This window comes from Streptomyces sp. NPDC051563 (assembly GCF_044454225.1).
In the GTDB taxonomy this organism is placed as follows: Bacteria; Actinomycetota; Actinomycetes; order Streptomycetales; family Streptomycetaceae; genus Streptomyces.
The window spans coordinates 45,987-61,691 of sequence record NZ_JBITDL010000022.1; the positions used below are offsets into that span (position 1 = coordinate 45,987).

14 protein-coding genes are annotated in these 15,705 nt (G+C 71.4%); 12 read left to right on the plus strand and 2 right to left on the minus strand.

The window, feature by feature from the left end; translation table 11 throughout:
- Positions 1–17: 17 nt before the first annotated feature.
- Entirely contained in the window at positions 18–1,688 is a 1,671-nt protein-coding gene (locus ACIA8F_RS25530) for a hypothetical protein (RefSeq protein WP_399382118.1), read from the minus strand.
- Between the two features lie 208 nt (positions 1,689–1,896).
- Complete coding sequence (locus ACIA8F_RS25535) at positions 1,897–4,101, minus strand: elongation factor G-like protein EF-G2 (RefSeq protein ID WP_399382120.1); 2,205 nt, start codon at positions 4,099–4,101, stop codon at positions 1,897–1,899.
- A 267-nt stretch (positions 4,102–4,368) separates the two neighbouring features.
- Between ACIA8F_RS25535 and pgsA the strand changes: the two genes are divergently transcribed.
- The 12 genes from pgsA to secD all read left to right on the plus strand — a co-directional run bounded on the left by pgsA (position 4,369) and on the right by secD (position 15,705).
- Positions 4,369–5,052, plus strand: coding sequence for a phosphatidylinositol phosphate synthase (gene pgsA, locus ACIA8F_RS25540; RefSeq protein ID WP_399382122.1), 684 nt, complete (start codon positions 4,369–4,371; stop codon positions 5,050–5,052).
- Positions 5,052–5,984: a phosphatidylinositol mannoside acyltransferase gene (locus tag ACIA8F_RS25545; protein WP_399382124.1), complete on the plus strand. Its 933-nt coding sequence runs from the start codon at positions 5,052–5,054 to the stop codon at positions 5,982–5,984. Before pgsA ends, ACIA8F_RS25545 begins: the two co-directional genes overlap by 1 nt.
- Positions 5,981–7,144 carry a glycosyltransferase family 4 protein gene (locus ACIA8F_RS25550; RefSeq protein WP_399382125.1) on the plus strand — a complete coding sequence of 388 codons (1,164 nt, stop codon included), beginning with the start codon at positions 5,981–5,983 and terminating at the stop codon, positions 7,142–7,144. The genes ACIA8F_RS25545 and ACIA8F_RS25550 overlap by 4 nt, the downstream gene beginning before the upstream one ends.
- 365 nt (positions 7,145–7,509) lie before the next feature.
- Positions 7,510–8,049 (plus strand): hypothetical protein, encoded by a 540-nt coding sequence (locus tag ACIA8F_RS25555; RefSeq protein ID WP_383955482.1) that lies wholly within the window; start codon positions 7,510–7,512, stop codon positions 8,047–8,049.
- 152 nt (positions 8,050–8,201) lie between these two features.
- A complete protein-coding gene (pdxS, locus tag ACIA8F_RS25560) occupies positions 8,202–9,119 on the plus strand; it encodes a pyridoxal 5'-phosphate synthase lyase subunit PdxS (RefSeq protein WP_030294529.1) in 918 nt (305 codons plus the stop codon).
- Positions 9,120–9,127: 8 nt separating this feature from the next.
- Positions 9,128–9,718, plus strand: coding sequence for a pyridoxal 5'-phosphate synthase glutaminase subunit PdxT (gene pdxT, locus ACIA8F_RS25565; protein WP_250744713.1), 591 nt, complete (start codon positions 9,128–9,130; stop codon positions 9,716–9,718).
- 57 nt (positions 9,719–9,775) lie between these two features.
- Positions 9,776–10,528, plus strand: a complete 753-nt coding sequence (locus tag ACIA8F_RS25570) for a YebC/PmpR family DNA-binding transcriptional regulator (protein WP_274547954.1) — start codon at positions 9,776–9,778, stop codon at positions 10,526–10,528.
- A 133-nt stretch (positions 10,529–10,661) separates the two neighbouring features.
- Positions 10,662–11,198: a crossover junction endodeoxyribonuclease RuvC gene (gene ruvC / locus ACIA8F_RS25575; RefSeq protein ID WP_327307677.1), complete on the plus strand. Its 537-nt coding sequence runs from the start codon at positions 10,662–10,664 to the stop codon at positions 11,196–11,198.
- Positions 11,195–11,827: a Holliday junction branch migration protein RuvA gene (gene ruvA / locus ACIA8F_RS25580; protein WP_399382128.1), complete on the plus strand. Its 633-nt coding sequence runs from the start codon at positions 11,195–11,197 to the stop codon at positions 11,825–11,827. The genes ruvC and ruvA overlap by 4 nt, the downstream gene beginning before the upstream one ends.
- Before the next feature lie 243 nt (positions 11,828–12,070).
- A complete protein-coding gene (gene ruvB, locus ACIA8F_RS25585; protein WP_274547951.1) occupies positions 12,071–13,132 on the plus strand; it encodes a Holliday junction branch migration DNA helicase RuvB in 1,062 nt (353 codons plus the stop codon).
- Positions 13,133–13,297: 165 nt separating this feature from the next.
- Positions 13,298–13,765: a preprotein translocase subunit YajC gene (yajC, locus tag ACIA8F_RS25590; RefSeq protein ID WP_399382130.1), complete on the plus strand. Its 468-nt coding sequence runs from the start codon at positions 13,298–13,300 to the stop codon at positions 13,763–13,765.
- Positions 13,766–13,917: 152 nt separating this feature from the next.
- Positions 13,918–15,705: a protein translocase subunit SecD gene (gene secD / locus ACIA8F_RS25595; RefSeq protein WP_399382131.1), complete on the plus strand. Its 1,788-nt coding sequence runs from the start codon at positions 13,918–13,920 to the stop codon at positions 15,703–15,705.

Sequence of the window (15,705 nt, forward strand, 5' to 3'; positions counted from 1 at the left end):
GGCTGATCGGCGCGGGCTCAGGCGTCGTAGACGTCGGCCTTGCGCGGTGCGGCGTCCTGGACCAGGCCGCTGACGATCATCGAGCGGTTGGTGAAGCGTTCGGTGTCGACCCCGTTCTCCTCCAGGACCCGCACGGCGGCCGTGTGCACCGCCCGCAGGACCGGGGTCGCGGCGCGCATCGCGTCGTCCGCCATGAAGCGGTGGCGCCACGGCTGGCCGGCCCAGACGTGGCGGACGCCGAAGGGTTCCGGGAGGACGAGCTTGCCGCCCAGGAAGTCCAGGAGCGGCGGGTACCAGGTGAGGGGCGCGCGCACGGTCAGGCGTACCACCTCGCTGGTGTCGACCACCGGCCGCTTGAGCTCCACGGTCTCCCAGAAGCGGACCGATTTGGCGACCTCGTCCACGGGTGCCGCCGACTTGGTGGTGAACAGGCCGTGGACCGGGCCGAGCGCGTGCCCGGTGACCTCCACGCGCAGGGTCTTGTAGAGCACGGTGACCGTGACCAGCATGGTGATCACGAGCTGGCCGTCCCAGAGCGGGTACTGGATGCCGAGGTAGTGCCGGTTGCCGGCGCTGAACTGCTGCTCGTTGCAGATCCGGGTGATCTCGTGCGGCTTGACCAGGAAGGTGTCCACGTCCGCCCCGCTCGGGCGGGTCACTTCCTTGGCGCCCTCGCCGACCGGGGAGACGATCCAGTGCATGATCGAGGCGGGCGGCAGGCCGCCGGTGTGCAGGGGGCCGCGTTCCAGCTTGCGCAGCTGGGTGTCGATCGCGCGTATGACGTCCCAGCTGCGGAACGGGTGGATCTCGGAGCCCTCGTTCTTGGGGACGAGCTCCTCGGCCATCTGCCAGCTGCCCCAGCGGGTGCCCATGCCGAGTATGCCCTTGGGGCCCGCGTAGAAGACGGCGTTGCTGCGGTCCTCGGCGGTGAGCTTGGCCAGGGAGTGGCGCAGGTCCTCGCGGGCCTTCTCGTCCGGGTTGCCGGGGACGGCCTCCGGGATCTTGGCGGCCACCCCGCCGCCACCCGCGAGGAGTCCGTCCCAGCGGGAGCGCAGGTCTTCGGCGGTGGCCTCGCAGAGCCGCCGGGCGAGGAACCAGCCGACGACCGGGGCGATGACCATGGCGCGGGCGTAGAGGCCGAGGAAGCCGGTCATGGGGAGCTTGAACATGAGGAAGGCGACCGCCAGGCCCACGCCGACGAGGAGCGCCGTGCCCAGCCACGAGGCCCCCTTGCTGTCGGAGGACGACAGGGCCTTGCGGACCCAGAACAGGCCGAGCCACAGCAAGAGGCCGGGGAGGAACAGCACCCCGCAGACGAGCATGATCATGCGGAGCTTGCGGTCGCGCTCCTTGCGGATGCGGGAGGCGGCCAGGCAGTGCTCGACGACGGTCTGCGGGTCGGCGCCGAAGGACTGGATGAGCGGTTTGCGGCTGGCCGGGATGGTGCGGGCCTCGACGGCGCGGCAGAAGGCCTCGCCGAGATTGGGGGCCAGCAGCGAGATCTTCGCGGGTTTGACGACGGACTCGTGGTACTCGTTGTTGGCCTTGAGTATCTCGTCGAGCTTGGTGTCGCGTCCGCCGTCCCGGTAGGCGGCGGAGGCGAGGGCGTTGGTCGCGGCGGTCTGGCCGCCGCCGCCCTGGAGCGGGATCTGTGCCCCGGGCCTGAAGTCGAATCCGTCGTCCGCCACCGCTGCCCCCATCACTGTGCGTCGTGCTCGTGTGCGGGCCTGCCCGCTCGGTCCGGATGCGTGCTCTGCCTGCTTGGTCTACCCGCTCGCACGGCCCGCCGCACGCGCGGACGAGCCTATCGGCCGATTCCTCCCCGTGGTCATGGGACAGGTAAATGCCGCCCATCGCAAGCGGGTTGGACGGGCGGCCGGGGTGACGGTATGTCAGTCAGGTTCCCTTCTCGGGCTGTTCGCGCAACTTGTCCGCTATCTGAGGCGGCATCGGCTCGTGCCGTGCGTACGTACGGCTGAACAGCCCCGTGCCGTGCGATACGGAGCGCAGTTCCACGGCGTACCGGCCGATCTCGATCTCGGGGATCTCGGCCAGGACCCGGGTCCGGCCGGTGCCCGCCGCGTCGGTGCCCACGACGCGGCCGCGGCGGCCGGCGAGATCGCTCATGACGGGGCCGACGTACTCGTCGGGCACGAGGACGGCCAGCTCGGCGACCGGTTCGAGGAGCCGGACGCAGGCCCCCGCGGCGGCCTCGCGCAGGGCGAGGGCGCCCGCGGTCTGGAAGGCGGCGTCGGAGGAGTCCACCGAGTGGGCCTTGCCGTCGAGCAGGGTGATGCGTACGTCGACCAGCGGGTAGCCGGCCGCGAGCCCGCGGGCGGCCTGCGCCCGGACGCCCTTCTCCACGGAGGGGATGAACTGGCGCGGAACGGCTCCGCCGACGACCTTGTCGACGAACTCGATCCCGCTGCCCGGCGGCAGCGGCTCCACCTCGATCTCGCAGATGGCGAACTGGCCGTGCCCGCCGGACTGTTTCACGTGCCGTCCGCGGCCGCCGGCCTTCGCCCCGAAGGTCTCGCGGAGGCTGACCTTGTGGGGGACCGGGTCGACCTGGACCCCGTACCGGGCGCGCAGCCGTTCGAGGGCGAGGTCCTGATGGGCCTCGCCGAGGCACCACAGGACGAGCTGGCGGGTGTGCGGGTTCTGTTCGAGCCGCATGGTCGGGTCCTCGGCGACCAGCCGGGCCAGGCCCTGGGAGAGCTTGTCCTCGTCGGCCTTGCTGTGGGCCTCGATGGCGAGGGGGAGCAGCGGGTCGGGCATCGACCAGGGCTCCATCAGGAGGGGGCCGTCCTTGGCGGAGAGGGTGTCGCCGGTCTCGGCCCGGGTGAGTTTCGCCACGCAGGCCAGATCGCCGGCGACGCAGTGGGTCAGGGTGCGCTGCTGTTTGCCGAAGGGGGAGGTCAGGGCGCCGATCCGCTCGTCCACATCGTGATCCTCGTGCCCGCGGTCGGTCAGCCCGTGCCCGCTGACGTGGACCGTCTCGTCGGGGCGCAGGGTGCCGGAGAAGACGCGGACGAGCGAGACGCGGCCGACGTAGGGGTCGGAGGAGGTCTTCACCACCTCGGCGACGAGCGGTCCGCCGGGATCGCAGGTCACCGCGGGGCGGGCCGCGCCGTCCGGGGTGGTGACGCCCACGGGGGCGCGCTCCAGCGGGGTGGGGAAGCCGCCGGTGATCAGTTCGAGGAGCTCTACGGTGCCCAGGCCCTTGCGGGCTCCGTCGGCGGCGGGGGCGGCCATCAGGACGGGGTGGAAGGTGCCGCGGGCGACGGCCCGCTCCAGGTCGTCGACCAGGGTCTTGAGGTCGATGTCCTCGCCGCCGAGGTAGCGGTCCATGAGGGTCTCGTCCTCGCTCTCGGCGATGATCCCCTCGATCAGCCGGGCGCGGGCCTCGGTGATCAGGGCGAGCTCGCCGGGGTCCGGGTCGCGTTCGACGCGGTCGCCGGAGGTGTAGTCGTAGACCCGCTGGGAGAGCAGTCCGAGCAGTCCGGCCACCGGGGCGTGGCCGTCGGGGGCGGCGGGGCCGTGCAGGGGCAGGTAGAGCGGGCGCACGGCATCGGGGTCGTCCGCCCCGAAGGCATCCCCGCACACGGTGGTCATCTGCGTGTAGTCGGCCCGGGCGGCTTCCAGGTGGGTCACGACGATGGCGCGCGGCATGCCGACGGCGGCGCATTCGTCCCAGACCATCCGGGTGGCCCCGGAGAGCCCGTCGCCGTCCTCGGCGGCCGAGACCACGAAGAGGGCCGCGTCGGCGGCGCGCAGTCCGGCCCGGAGCTCTCCGACGAAGTCGGCGTAACCGGGGGTGTCCAGGAGGTTGATCTTGATCCCGGCCCACTCCACGGGGACCAGGGAGAGCTGGATGGAACGCTGGCGGCGGTGCTCGATCTCGTCGTAGTCGGAGACGGTGGCGCCGTCCTCGACGCGCCCGGCCCGTTTCACGGCGCCGGCGGTCAGGGCCAGGGCTTCGACCAGGGTGGTCTTGCCGGACCCGCTGTGGCCGACCAGCACGACGTTCCGTACGGAGGCCGGGTGGTCGGCCGCCGGTGCTCTTCCGGCGGCTCCGGATTGGTGTGATGCGGCTCCCACGATGCTCGTGCCTCCCGACGTGGAGGGGATGGAGGGGAATAGCCCCCTTCGAGCTTTGCACTGCCGTCACACCGCGTCCATACGTCGTACCTCGGGCGCGGGGGAGGGCGGCTTCCGGACCTCCCGCGGAACGTGGCGAACGGCCCGAGAACCGGCCACGTCGTGTGAACCGGTGGGTGCGCGGCGCCGATGACCCGGGGCCCTGGCTACGATGGGCCAGCCGGTGGCCGTGGTGGCCGTGCGGCCCAGCGACCCTCCGGGAAGGCCATGCTGAACAAGTACGCGCGTGCATTCTTCACGCGTGTTCTCACGCCATTCGCCGCTTTTCTGCTCCGGATGGGAGTGAGTCCCGACGCGGTCACCCTCATCGGCACGGCCGGAGTGGTGGCCGGAGCCCTGGTCTTCTTCCCCATGGGCGAGTTCTTCTGGGGCACGATCACCATCACGCTCTTCGTCTTCTCCGACCTGGTGGACGGGAACATGGCCCGCCAGGCCGGCGTCTCCAGCCGGTGGGGCGCGTTCCTCGACTCCACCCTCGACCGGGTGGCCGACGCGGCGATCTTCGGCGGACTCGCGCTCTGGTACGCGGGCACCGGGAACAACAACGCCCTCTGCGCGGTCGCCATCTTCTGCCTGGCCAGCGGCCAGGTGGTCTCGTACACCAAGGCCCGCGGCGAATCGATCGGCCTGCCGGTGGCCGTCAACGGGCTCATCGAACGCGCCGAACGCCTCGTGATCACGCTGGTCGCGGCCGGTCTGTCCGGGCTGGAGACCTTCGGGGTCCCCTCCTGGATCGGCCTGCTGCTGCCGATCGCGCTCTGGGTGGTCGCGGCGGGCTCGCTCGTGACGCTGATCCAGCGCGTGGTGACCGTACGGCGCGAATCGGCCGAGGCCGACGCCACCGCGGCCGCTGCCGCCGCAGGTGCTCCCTCCGAAGGCGGTACGCCCTGATGGGCAAGGCACAGGACAAGCTGGTCGACGGGCTCTACGGACTCGGCTGGGCCGGGGTCAAGAAGCTGCCCGAGCCCGCCGCGGCCGCCCTCGGACGGCGGATCGCGGACTTCACCTGGAAGCGGCGCGGCAAGAGCGTGCTGCGCCTGGAGTCGAACCTGGCCCGGGTGGTGCCGGACGCCACGCCCGAACGGCTGCGCGAGCTGTCGCACGCGGGCATGCGCTCCTACATGCGGTACTGGATGGAATCCTTCCGCCTGCCGACCATGGCCAAGGAACGATTCAGCGCCGACGTGGAGATGAAGGACGAGCACATCCTGCGCGAGGCACTGGCCTCCGGACGCGGAGTGGTCGTCGCCCTCCCGCACCTGGCCAACTGGGACCTCGCCGGCGCCTGGGCCGTCACCCACGTCGGAGTCCCCTTCACCACCGTCGCCGAGCGGCTCAAGCCCGAGACCCTCTACGACCGCTTCGTCGCCTACCGCGAGAGCCTCGGCATGGAGGTGCTCCCGCACAACGGCGGCGCCGCCTTCGGCACGCTCGCCCGGCGCCTGCGCTCCGGCGGGCTCGTCTGCCTGGTCGCGGACCGCGACCTGTCCGCCTCCGGGGTCGAAGTCGACTTCTTCGGCTCGGCCGCCCGCATGCCGGCCGGCCCGGCCCTGCTCGCCCAGCAGACGGGCGCCGTCCTGCTCCCGGCCACCCTGTACTACGGGAACGCGCCGAAGATGTACGGCCGGATCCACGCCCCCGTGGAGGTGCCCGGGAAGGGCACCCGGCAGGAGAAGACGGCCGCCATGACGCAGGCGGTCGCCGACGCCTTCGCGCAGGGCATCGCCGAGCACCCGCAGGACTGGCACATGCTCCAGCGGCTGTGGCTGGACGACCTGGACACCAGCGGCCGCGACGGCCGGCCCGAGGAGCGCTCCGCGTGAAGATCGGCATCGTCTGCCCGTACTCCTGGGACGTCCCCGGCGGGGTCCAGTTCCACATCCGGGACCTGGCCGAACACCTGATCGGCCTCGGCCACCAGGTGTCGGTCCTGGCCCCGGCGGACGACGAGACCCCGCTGCCCCCGTACGTGGTCTCGGCGGGGCGGGCGGTGCCGGTGCCCTACAACGGGTCGGTGGCCCGCCTCAACTTCGGCTTCCTGTCGGCGGCCCGCGTACGGCGCTGGCTGCACGACGGGGTCTTCGACGTGGTCCACATCCACGAGCCGACCTCCCCCTCGCTGGGCCTGCTGACCTGCTGGGCGGCGCAGGGCCCGATCGTCGCCACCTTCCACACCTCCAACCCGCGCTCCCGCGCCATGCTCGCGGCGTACCCGATCCTCCAGCCGGCGCTGGAGAAGATCAGCGCCCGGATCGCGGTCAGCGAGTACGCCCGGCGCACGCTGGTCGAGCACCTGGGCGGCGACGCGGTGGTCATCCCCAACGGCGTCGACGTGGACTTCTTCGCCAAGGCCGACTCGAACCCGGACTGGTCCGGCCAGACCCTCGGCTTCATCGGCCGCATCGACGAACCGCGCAAGGGCCTGCCCGTCCTCATGGCGGCCTTCCCGCGGATCGCCGCGCAATGCCCGGACGTACGCCTCCTCGTGGCGGGCCGCGGCGACGAGGAGGAGGCCGTCGCCTCCCTCCCGCCCGAACTCCGCACCCGGGTCGAGTTCCTCGGCATGGTCTCCGACGAGGACAAGGCGCGGCTGCTGCGCAGCGTCGACGTGTACGTGGCCCCGAACACGGGCGGCGAGAGCTTCGGCATCATCCTGGTCGAGGCCCTCTCCGCCGGGGCGGCCGTCCTGGCCGCCGACCTCGACGCCTTCGCGCAGGTCCTGGACCAGGGGGCGGCGGGGGAGCTCTTCACGAACGAGGACCCCGACTCCCTGGCGACGGCGGCGATCGCCCTCCTGCGCGACCCGGCCCGCCGCGAGGAACTGAGCGTGCGGGGCTCCGCCCACGTACGCCGCTTCGACTGGTCGACGGTGGCGGCGGACATCCTGGCTGTCTACGAAACGGTCACCGACGGCGCGGCCGCCGTAGCCGAAGACGAACGCGTCCCCCTCCGCACCCGCCTGGGCCTCACCCGAGACACGTAGCCCGCCCCGGCTGCGGGTGTGCCGCTGCGCGGCGCGGAGTCCCCTACCCGCCCTTCGCCCGTTCCCCGGGGCTCCGCCCCGGACCCCCGCTCCTCAAACGCCGGAGGGGCTGGAAGATCCAGCCTCGCCGGCGTTTGAGGCGCGGGTCCGGGCAGAGCCCGGGGAACGGGCGAAGGGCGGGTAGGGGACCCCGCCCCGCAGGGCAACCCACCCGCACCCGCCCACCGGCCCCGCGCCGGGACGGCGGTGGCGGCAGCCCCGACCCGCCCACCGCCGGACGGAGTCCGGCGCAGCGGCGCGAAGCCGGTGAGGCCCGCCAGGGCCGCACCGCGCGAGCGGCGCGTTCAAAGGTAAAGTCGCGGCCCGTGATCGAAACCCTTGTCTGGATTGCCCTCGGCCTCGGCCTCGTCGGGGTGTACCTCAGTTGGACCGCCGGCCGTCTCGACCGGCTGCACTCGCGGATGGACGCCGCACGGGCCGCGCTCGACGCGCAGCTCGTCCGGCGGGCCTCGGTGGTGCTGGAGGTGGCGACCTCCGGGGTGCTGGACCCGGCTTCCTCCCTCGTCCTGTACGAGGCCGCGCACGCCGCCCGCCAAGCGGAGGAGGAGCACCGCGAGGTCGCCGAGAGCGAGCTCAGCCAGGCGCTGCGCGCGGTGTTCGCCGACGTGGGGCAGGTGGACGCGCTCAAGGCGGCCCCGGGGGGTGCGGAGGCGGCCGAGGAGCTCGCCGCGGCGGTCCGGCGGGTGCCGATGGCGCGGCGGTTCCTCAATGACGCCGTCCGCGCGGCCCGGGCCCTGCGCAGGCACCGCAAGGTCCGCTGGTTCCGGCTGGCGGGCCACGCACCGTTCCCGCTGGCCTTCGAGATGGACGACGAGCCTCCGGTGGATCTGGCAGAGCGGCCTTAACTTGTACCCAATGGCCAAATCGCAAAGGGCCACCGGCTGCACATTGGCCCTTGCCGTGGACTGGTCGAGGAGGTTTCCTCGGTCCAGTACCACCAGATCGCCCTGGCGATCGCCAGTAGCGCCTGAATCTTCCTTTCGAGTGAGGTCAATCCGTGAGCACGCTTCCCTCCACCCCGCAGTCCGCTGAGTCGGCGATCGGCACGTCCCGCGTCAAGCGCGGCATGGCCGAGCAGCTCAAGGGCGGCGTGATCATGGACGTGGTCAACGCCGAGCAGGCGAAGATCGCCGAGGACGCCGGCGCCGTGGCCGTCATGGCCCTGGAGCGGGTTCCCGCCGACATCCGCAAGGACGGCGGCGTCGCCCGGATGTCCGACCCGAACATGATCGAAGAGATCATCGAGGCGGTCTCCATCCCCGTCATGGCCAAGTCCCGCATCGGCCACTTCGTCGAGGCCCAGGTGCTCCAGTCCCTCGGCGTCGACTACATCGACGAGTCCGAGGTCCTGACCCCGGCCGACGAGGTCAACCACTCCGACAAGTGGGCGTTCACCACCCCCTTCGTCTGTGGCGCCACCAACCTGGGCGAGGCCCTGCGCCGCATCGCCGAGGGCGCGGCCATGATCCGCTCGAAGGGCGAGGCCGGCACCGGCAACGTGGTCGAGGCCGTCCGTCACCTGCGCCAGATCAAGAACGAGATCGCCCGTCTGCGCGGTTACGACAACAACGAGCTGTTCGCCGCCGCCAAGGAGCTGCGCGCCCCGTACGAGCTGGTCAAGGAAGTCGCCGAGCTCGGCAAGCTCCCGGTCGTGCTGTTCTCCGCCGGTGGCGTCGCCACCCCGGCCGACGCCGCGCTGATGCGCCAGCTCGGCGCCGAGGGCGTCTTCGTCGGCTCGGGCATCTTCAAGTCGGGCGACCCGGCCAAGCGCGCCGCCGCCATCGTGAAGGCCACCACCTTCTACGACGACCCGAAGATCATCGCGGACGCCTCCCGCAACCTGGGCGAGGCCATGGTCGGCATCAACTGCGACACCCTCCCCGAGTCCGAGCGCTACGCCAACCGCGGCTGGTAGTCATCACCATGACCACCCCCGTGATCGGTGTCCTGGCACTCCAGGGCGACGTACGGGAGCACCTGATCGCCCTGGCCTCGGCTGACGCCGTGGCCAGGCCGGTCCGGCGCCCCGAGGAGCTCGCCGAGGTCGACGCCCTGGTGATCCCCGGCGGCGAGTCGACGACCATGTCGAAGCTCGCCGTGCTGTTCGGCATGCTGGAGCCGCTGCGCGAGCGCGTGCGGGCCGGGATGCCGGTCTACGGCACCTGCGCCGGCATGATCATGCTCGCCGACAAGCTGCTGGACGGCCGTGAGGACCAGGAGACCCTGGGCGGCATCGACATGATCGTGCGCCGCAACGCCTTCGGCCGCCAGAACGAGTCCTTCGAGGCCCAGGTCGACTTCGCCGGCATCGAGGGCGGCCCCGTCGAGGGCGTCTTCATCCGCGCGCCCTGGGTCGAGTCCGTCGGCGGCGCCGCCGAGGTGCTCGCCACGTACGACGGCCACACCGTCGCCGTACGGCAGGGCAACGTCCTCGCGACCTCGTTCCACCCGGAGCTCACGGGCGACGACCGGGTCCACGCGTACTTCGTCGACATGGTGCGCGCGGGGCTGTAACGCCGTCCCGGTAGGATCTGAGGCGAACATTGTTGGTGACGCGAAGGAGACAGGCAGATGTCCGGCCACTCTAAATGGGCTACGACGAAGCACAAGAAGGCCGTGGTTGACGCCAAGCGCGGCAAGCTCTTCGCGAAGCTGATCAAGAACATCGAGGTCGCGGCCCGTATGGGCGGCGCCGACATCGATGGAAACCCGACCCTCTTCGACGCCATCCAGAAGGCGAAGAAGAGCTCGGTCCCGAACAAGAACATCGACTCCGCGGTCAAGCGCGGCGGCGGCCTCGAGGCCGGCGGCGCCGACTACGAGACGATCATGTACGAGGGTTACGGCCCGAACGGCGTCGCGGTGCTCATCGAGTGCCTCACCGACAACCGCAACCGTGCCGCGTCCGACGTACGGGTCGCCATGACCCGCAACGGCGGTTCGATGGCCGACCCGGGCTCGGTCTCGTACCTGTTCAACCGCAAGGGCGTCGTCCTGCTGCCCAAGGGCGAGCTGTCCGAGGACGACGTCCTGGAGACGGTGCTGGAGGCGGGGGCCGAAGAGGTCAACGACCTCGGCGAGCAGTTCGAGATCATCAGCGAGGCCACCGACATGGTCGCGGTCCGTACCGCGCTCCAGAGCGCCGGCATCGACTACGACTCGGCCGACTCCAACTTCCTGCCGACCATGCAGGTCGAGCTGGACGAAGAGGGCGCGCGCAAGATCTTCAAGCTGATCGACGCGCTGGAGGACAGCGACGACGTGCAGAACGTCTTCGCCAACTTCGACGTCTCGGACGAGGTCATGGAGAAGGTCGACGCCTGATCCGGGCGCCGGCCGACTCATAGCGTTCGTACAGCGGGCCGACGGGGACACACCCCGTCGGCCCGCTGCTTTGTCAGTGCCGCCCGATACTCTGCGAAGCTGCACGTACAGGAGATCGAAGAAGGGTGCGGGGGTGCGCGTACTTGGTGTCGACCCGGGCCTGACCCGGTGCGGTGTCGGAGTCGTCGAGGGGGTTGCGGGCCGACCCCTGACGATGCTCGGCGTGGGGGTCGTACGGACGCCCGCGGACGCCGAGTTGGGCAACCGGCTCGTCGGCATCGAGCAGGGCATCGAGGAGTGGCTCGACGAGTACCGGCCCGAAGTCCTCGCCGTGGAGCGGGTGTTCAGCCAGCACAACGTCAGCACGGTGATGGGTACCGCCCAGGCCAGTGCCGTCGCCATGCTGTGCGCCGCGCGCCGCGGCATACCGGTCGCGCTGCACACCCCCAGCGAGGTCAAGGCCGCCGTCACGGGCAGCGGTCGCGCCGACAAGGCGCAGGTCGGAGCGATGGTCACCCGGCTGCTGCGGCTGTCCGCCCCGCCCAAGCCGGCCGACGCCGCGGACGCCCTCGCCCTCGCCATCTGCCACATCTGGCGCGCCCCCGCGCAGAACCGCCTCCAGCAGGCCGTCAACCGGCATGCCAGCGCCCTGAAAGGCCGCACTACATGATCGCCTTCGTCAGCGGCCCGGTCGCCGCGCTCACCCCCACCCTGGCCGTCATCGAGGTCGGGGGAGTGGGCATGGCCGTGCACTGCACGCCGAACACCGTCGCGGGCCTGCGGACCGGTGAGCAGGCCCGGCTGGCGACCTCCCTGGTCGTACGGGAGGACTCGCTGACCCTGTACGGCTTCGCCGACGACGACGAGCGCCAGGTCTTCGAGCTCCTGCAGACCGCCAGCGGGGTCGGGCCGAAGCTCGCGCAGGCGATGCTGGCCGTGCACAGCCCGGACGCGCTGCGCGTCGCCGTCTCGATGGGGGACGAGAAGGCGCTGATGGCCGTCTCCGGCATCGGCAAGAAGGGCGCCCAGAAGCTCCTGCTCGACCTCAAGGACAAGCTCGGCGCCCCGCTGGGGTCGAGCGGGATGGTCGGTGCGCAGCGCGCCGCCGCCTCCGGGCCGCCCCCGTGGTCGGAGCAGTTGTCCGCCGCCCTGATCGGCCTCGGCTACGCGCCCCGGGACGCGGAGGAGGCCGTCTCGGCCGTGACCCCCCAGGCGGACGCGGCGATCGCAGCCGGCGGTTCGGCTCCGGTCCCGCAGCTCCTGAGGGCGGCCCTCCAGTCCCTGAACCGGGCCCGGTGAGGCCGGGTGCGGCGCCGTCGCCGGGGCCGGATGGTGGCAGGCGTCGGCTTGCACGTGCGCGCAGCGCGCCTCGCCGCCCGGCGGGCTGATGGCCCGCAGGGCGCTCCCGGCCCCGCCGGCGTCTGAGGCGCGGGGTCCGGGCGGAGTCCGGGAAACGGAGAGAGGGCGGGGCGGGGAGAATGCCCCGCGGGGCCGCCCGCACGCGACAGACCACCGCACCACCCGAGAAGGCAGACTGACACCGTGAACTGGGATGACGAGAGCGACGACCGGATCGTCGCAGCCGCGGCGGACGGCGAGGACACCGCCGTCGAGGCGGCCCTGCGGCCCAAGGACCTCGGTGAGTTCGTCGGGCAGGAGAAGGTCCGCCAGCAGCTGGACCTCGTCCTGAAGGCGGCCCGCCAGCGCGGAGCCACCGCCGATCACGTGCTGCTGTCGGGCGCTCCCGGGCTCGGGAAGACCACCCTGTCCATGATCATCGCGGCGGAGATGGGCGCGCCCATCCGGATCACCTCCGGCCCCGCCATCCAGCATGCGGGCGATCTCGCCGCCATCCTCTCCTCCCTCCAGGAGGGCGAGGTCCTCTTCCTCGACGAGATCCACCGGATGTCCCGGCCCGCCGAGGAAATGCTCTACATGGCGATGGAGGACTTCCGCGTCGACGTGATCGTGGGCAAGGGTCCGGGCGCCACCGCCATCCCGCTGGAGCTGCCCCCGTTCACCCTCGTCGGGGCCACGACCCGGGCCGGTCTGCTGCCGCCCCCGCTGCGCGACCGCTTCGGTTTCACCGGACACATGGAGTTCTACGCTCCCGAGGAGCTGGAGCGCGTGATCCACCGCTCCGCGCGGCTCCTCGACGTGGAGATCGACACCGCCGGCGCCGCCGAGATCGCCGGCCGCTCGCGCGGCACCCCCCGCATCGCCAACCGGCTGCTGCGCCGGGTCCGCGACTACGCCCAGGTCAGGGCCGACGGGGTGATCAACCGCGCGGTCGCCGGTACCGCCCTGAAGGTCTACGAGGTCGACGAGCGCGGGCTCGACCGGCTGGACCGGGCCGTCCTGGAAGCGCTCCTGAAGCTCTTCGGCGGGGGGCCCGTGGGTCTGTCGACGCTCGCGGTCGCCGTCGGCGAGGAGCGGGAGACGGTGGAGGAAGTGGCCGAGCCGTTCCTCGTCAGGGAGGGGCTTTTGGCCAGGACCCCGCGGGGGCGGGTCGCGACCCCCGCCGCATGGGCTCACCTGGGACTTGTCCCGCCCCAGCACGGCGGGAACGGATCAAGCGGACAACAGGGCCTCTTCGGGACCTGACGGCGCGGAGGTTCGCCCCCTCAGGAACTGCGGTGACATGCTGGGCGTTGTTCCATCGGTGCGGACTCGCCTAGACTCCGCCGATGCCGACCCTTACGGTCGGCGTACCCACCCCCCGTACAAAGGCCGTGCGCTTGTGCGGTCGATGCGAAGGACCTGCGTCCCGTGAATATCATGTCCCTCCTTCCGTTCGTGCTGATCATCGGGGCGATGTTCCTGCTGACCCGCAGCCAGAAGAAGAAGCAGCAGGCGGCCGTGCAGATGCGCGACCAGCTGTCCGCCGGCACCGGCGTCCGCACCATCGGCGGCATGTACGCCACGGTGAAGGAGATCGGCGAGGACACCGTCACGCTCGAGGTGGCCCCCGGCGTCCACGCGATCTACGCGAAGAACGCCATCGGCGCCGTGCTGGAGGACGAGGAGTACAACCGCATCGTCCACGGCATCACCGATGATCTGACGATCGACACGCCGGTCGTTCCGGACGACGCGTCCTCCCTCACCGGAGACGAGGCCCCCAAGCTCGACCTGGGCAAGAAGGACGAGCCCCAGGCCGGCGAGCCCGCGGCGGAGGAGTCCAAGGGCGACGAGCCCAAGGACGGCAAGAGCGACGGCGAGACCGGCGCGAAGTAGCGCTGGGCCGGGGACCGTGCGGGGCGCCTACCGGCGGCTCCGGCGGCCCCCGCCAGTGACCCTTCTGCGGGGGGCAGGGGTCCCCACACACATTTCGTGGCCGTCCACGCGCTGACCCGGCGCGGGACGGTTGGACAGGGAGATACGACAAGGTGGCAGCACCGAAGAAGGGCCGGCGGCCCACGGGGGCTCAGGGGAGGCCGGGGCGTTCCCTGGCCATCATCCTGATCGCGATGGTGGCGCTCACCGCGGGGATGTTCCTCACGAAGCAGACGACGCCGCGACTCGGCATCGACCTCGCCGGCGGTACGAGCATCACGCTCAAGGCCAAGAGCGAGCCCGGTAAGCCGGACGCGATCAACGAGACCAACATGAACACGGCGATCGGCATCATCGAACGCCGCGTCAACGGTCTCGGCGTCTCCGAGGCCGAGGTCCAGAAGCAGGGCCAAGACCACATCATCGTGAACATCCCCAAGGGGACGAACGAGCAGCAGGCGCGCGAGCAGGTCGGCACCACCGCGCAGCTGTACTTCCGCCCCGTCCTCGCCACGGCGGACGGTGCTCCGGTCGCCCCCGAGGCCAACGCGAGCGGCTCCCCGAGCCCGGGTCCGAGCGGATCCGGCAGCCCGTCCGCCGGTGCGCCCACCCCGTCGTCCAGCGCCACTTCCCAGGGCCGTGCGGTCAGTGAGGCCCTCAAGGCCCCGAACGCCCCCTCTCCCTCGCCCTCGGCGAGCGAGTCGAAGAAGGCAGACGACAAGGCCGCCCCGTCCACGTCGCCGTCCGCGCCGACCGCCGACCAGGCCGCCGCGGCGGACCTGCAGGCGAAGTTCGCCGCGCTGGACTGCAGCAACGAGGCGCAGCGCACTGCCGTCAGCAAGAACGTGAAGCCCGAGGACCCGACGCTCGCCTGCGGCAAGCGCGGGGACACCTGGGGCAAGTGGGTGCTGGGTCCGGCCCAGGTCAACGGCCAGGACGTCAAGGACGCCAAGGGCCAGATCGACCAGCAGCGCGGCATCTGGATCGTCACGATGCAGTTCACCGACAAGGGCGCCGACAAGTTCGCCAAGATCACCGGTGAGCTCGCTGCCAAGCAGGCCCCGCAGAACCAGTTCGCCATCGTGCTCGACGGCGAGGTCATCTCCGACCCCTCCGTCAGCCAGGCGCTGACCGGCGGCAACGCCGAGATCTCCGGCGGCTTCACCCAGCAGTCCGCGATGGACCTGGGCAACATGCTCTCGTACGGCGCCCTGCCGCTGTCCTTCCAGGAGGACAGCGTCACCACCGTCTCCGCCGCGCTCGGCGGCGAGCAGCTGAAGGCCGGCCTCATCGCCGGCGCCATCGGCCTCGCCCTCGTGGTGATCTACCTGCTGGCGTACTACCGGGGCCTGGCGTTCGTCGCCATCATCAGCCTCATCGTCTCCGGCATCCTCACCTACACGATCATGGCGCTGCTCGGCAAGGGCATCGGCTTCGCACTGAACCTGCCGGCCGTCTGTGGTGCGATCGTCGCGATCGGCATCACCGCCGACTCGTTCATCGTGTACTTCGAACGCATCCGGGACGAGATCCGCGAGGGCCGCACCCTGCGTCCGGCCGTCGAGCGCGCCTGGCCGCGCGCCCGTCGCACCATCCTGGTCTCCGACTTCGTGTCGTTCCTCGCCGCGGCGGTGCTGTTCATCGTCACCGTCGGCAAGGTGCAGGGCTTCGCCTTCACCCTGGGTCTGACCACCCTGCTCGACGTGGTCGTGGTGTTCCTCTTCACCAAGCCCGTCATGACGCTGCTGGCGCGGACGAACTTCTTCGCCGGCGGTCACCCGTGGTCCGGGCTGGACCCGAAGCGACTGGGCGCGAAGCCGCCGCTGCGACGCTCGCGTCGTACCGGTTCCGGCGCGGCCGCCGCGACCGTCTCCGTTCCCGTCGACGCAAAGGAGGCGTGA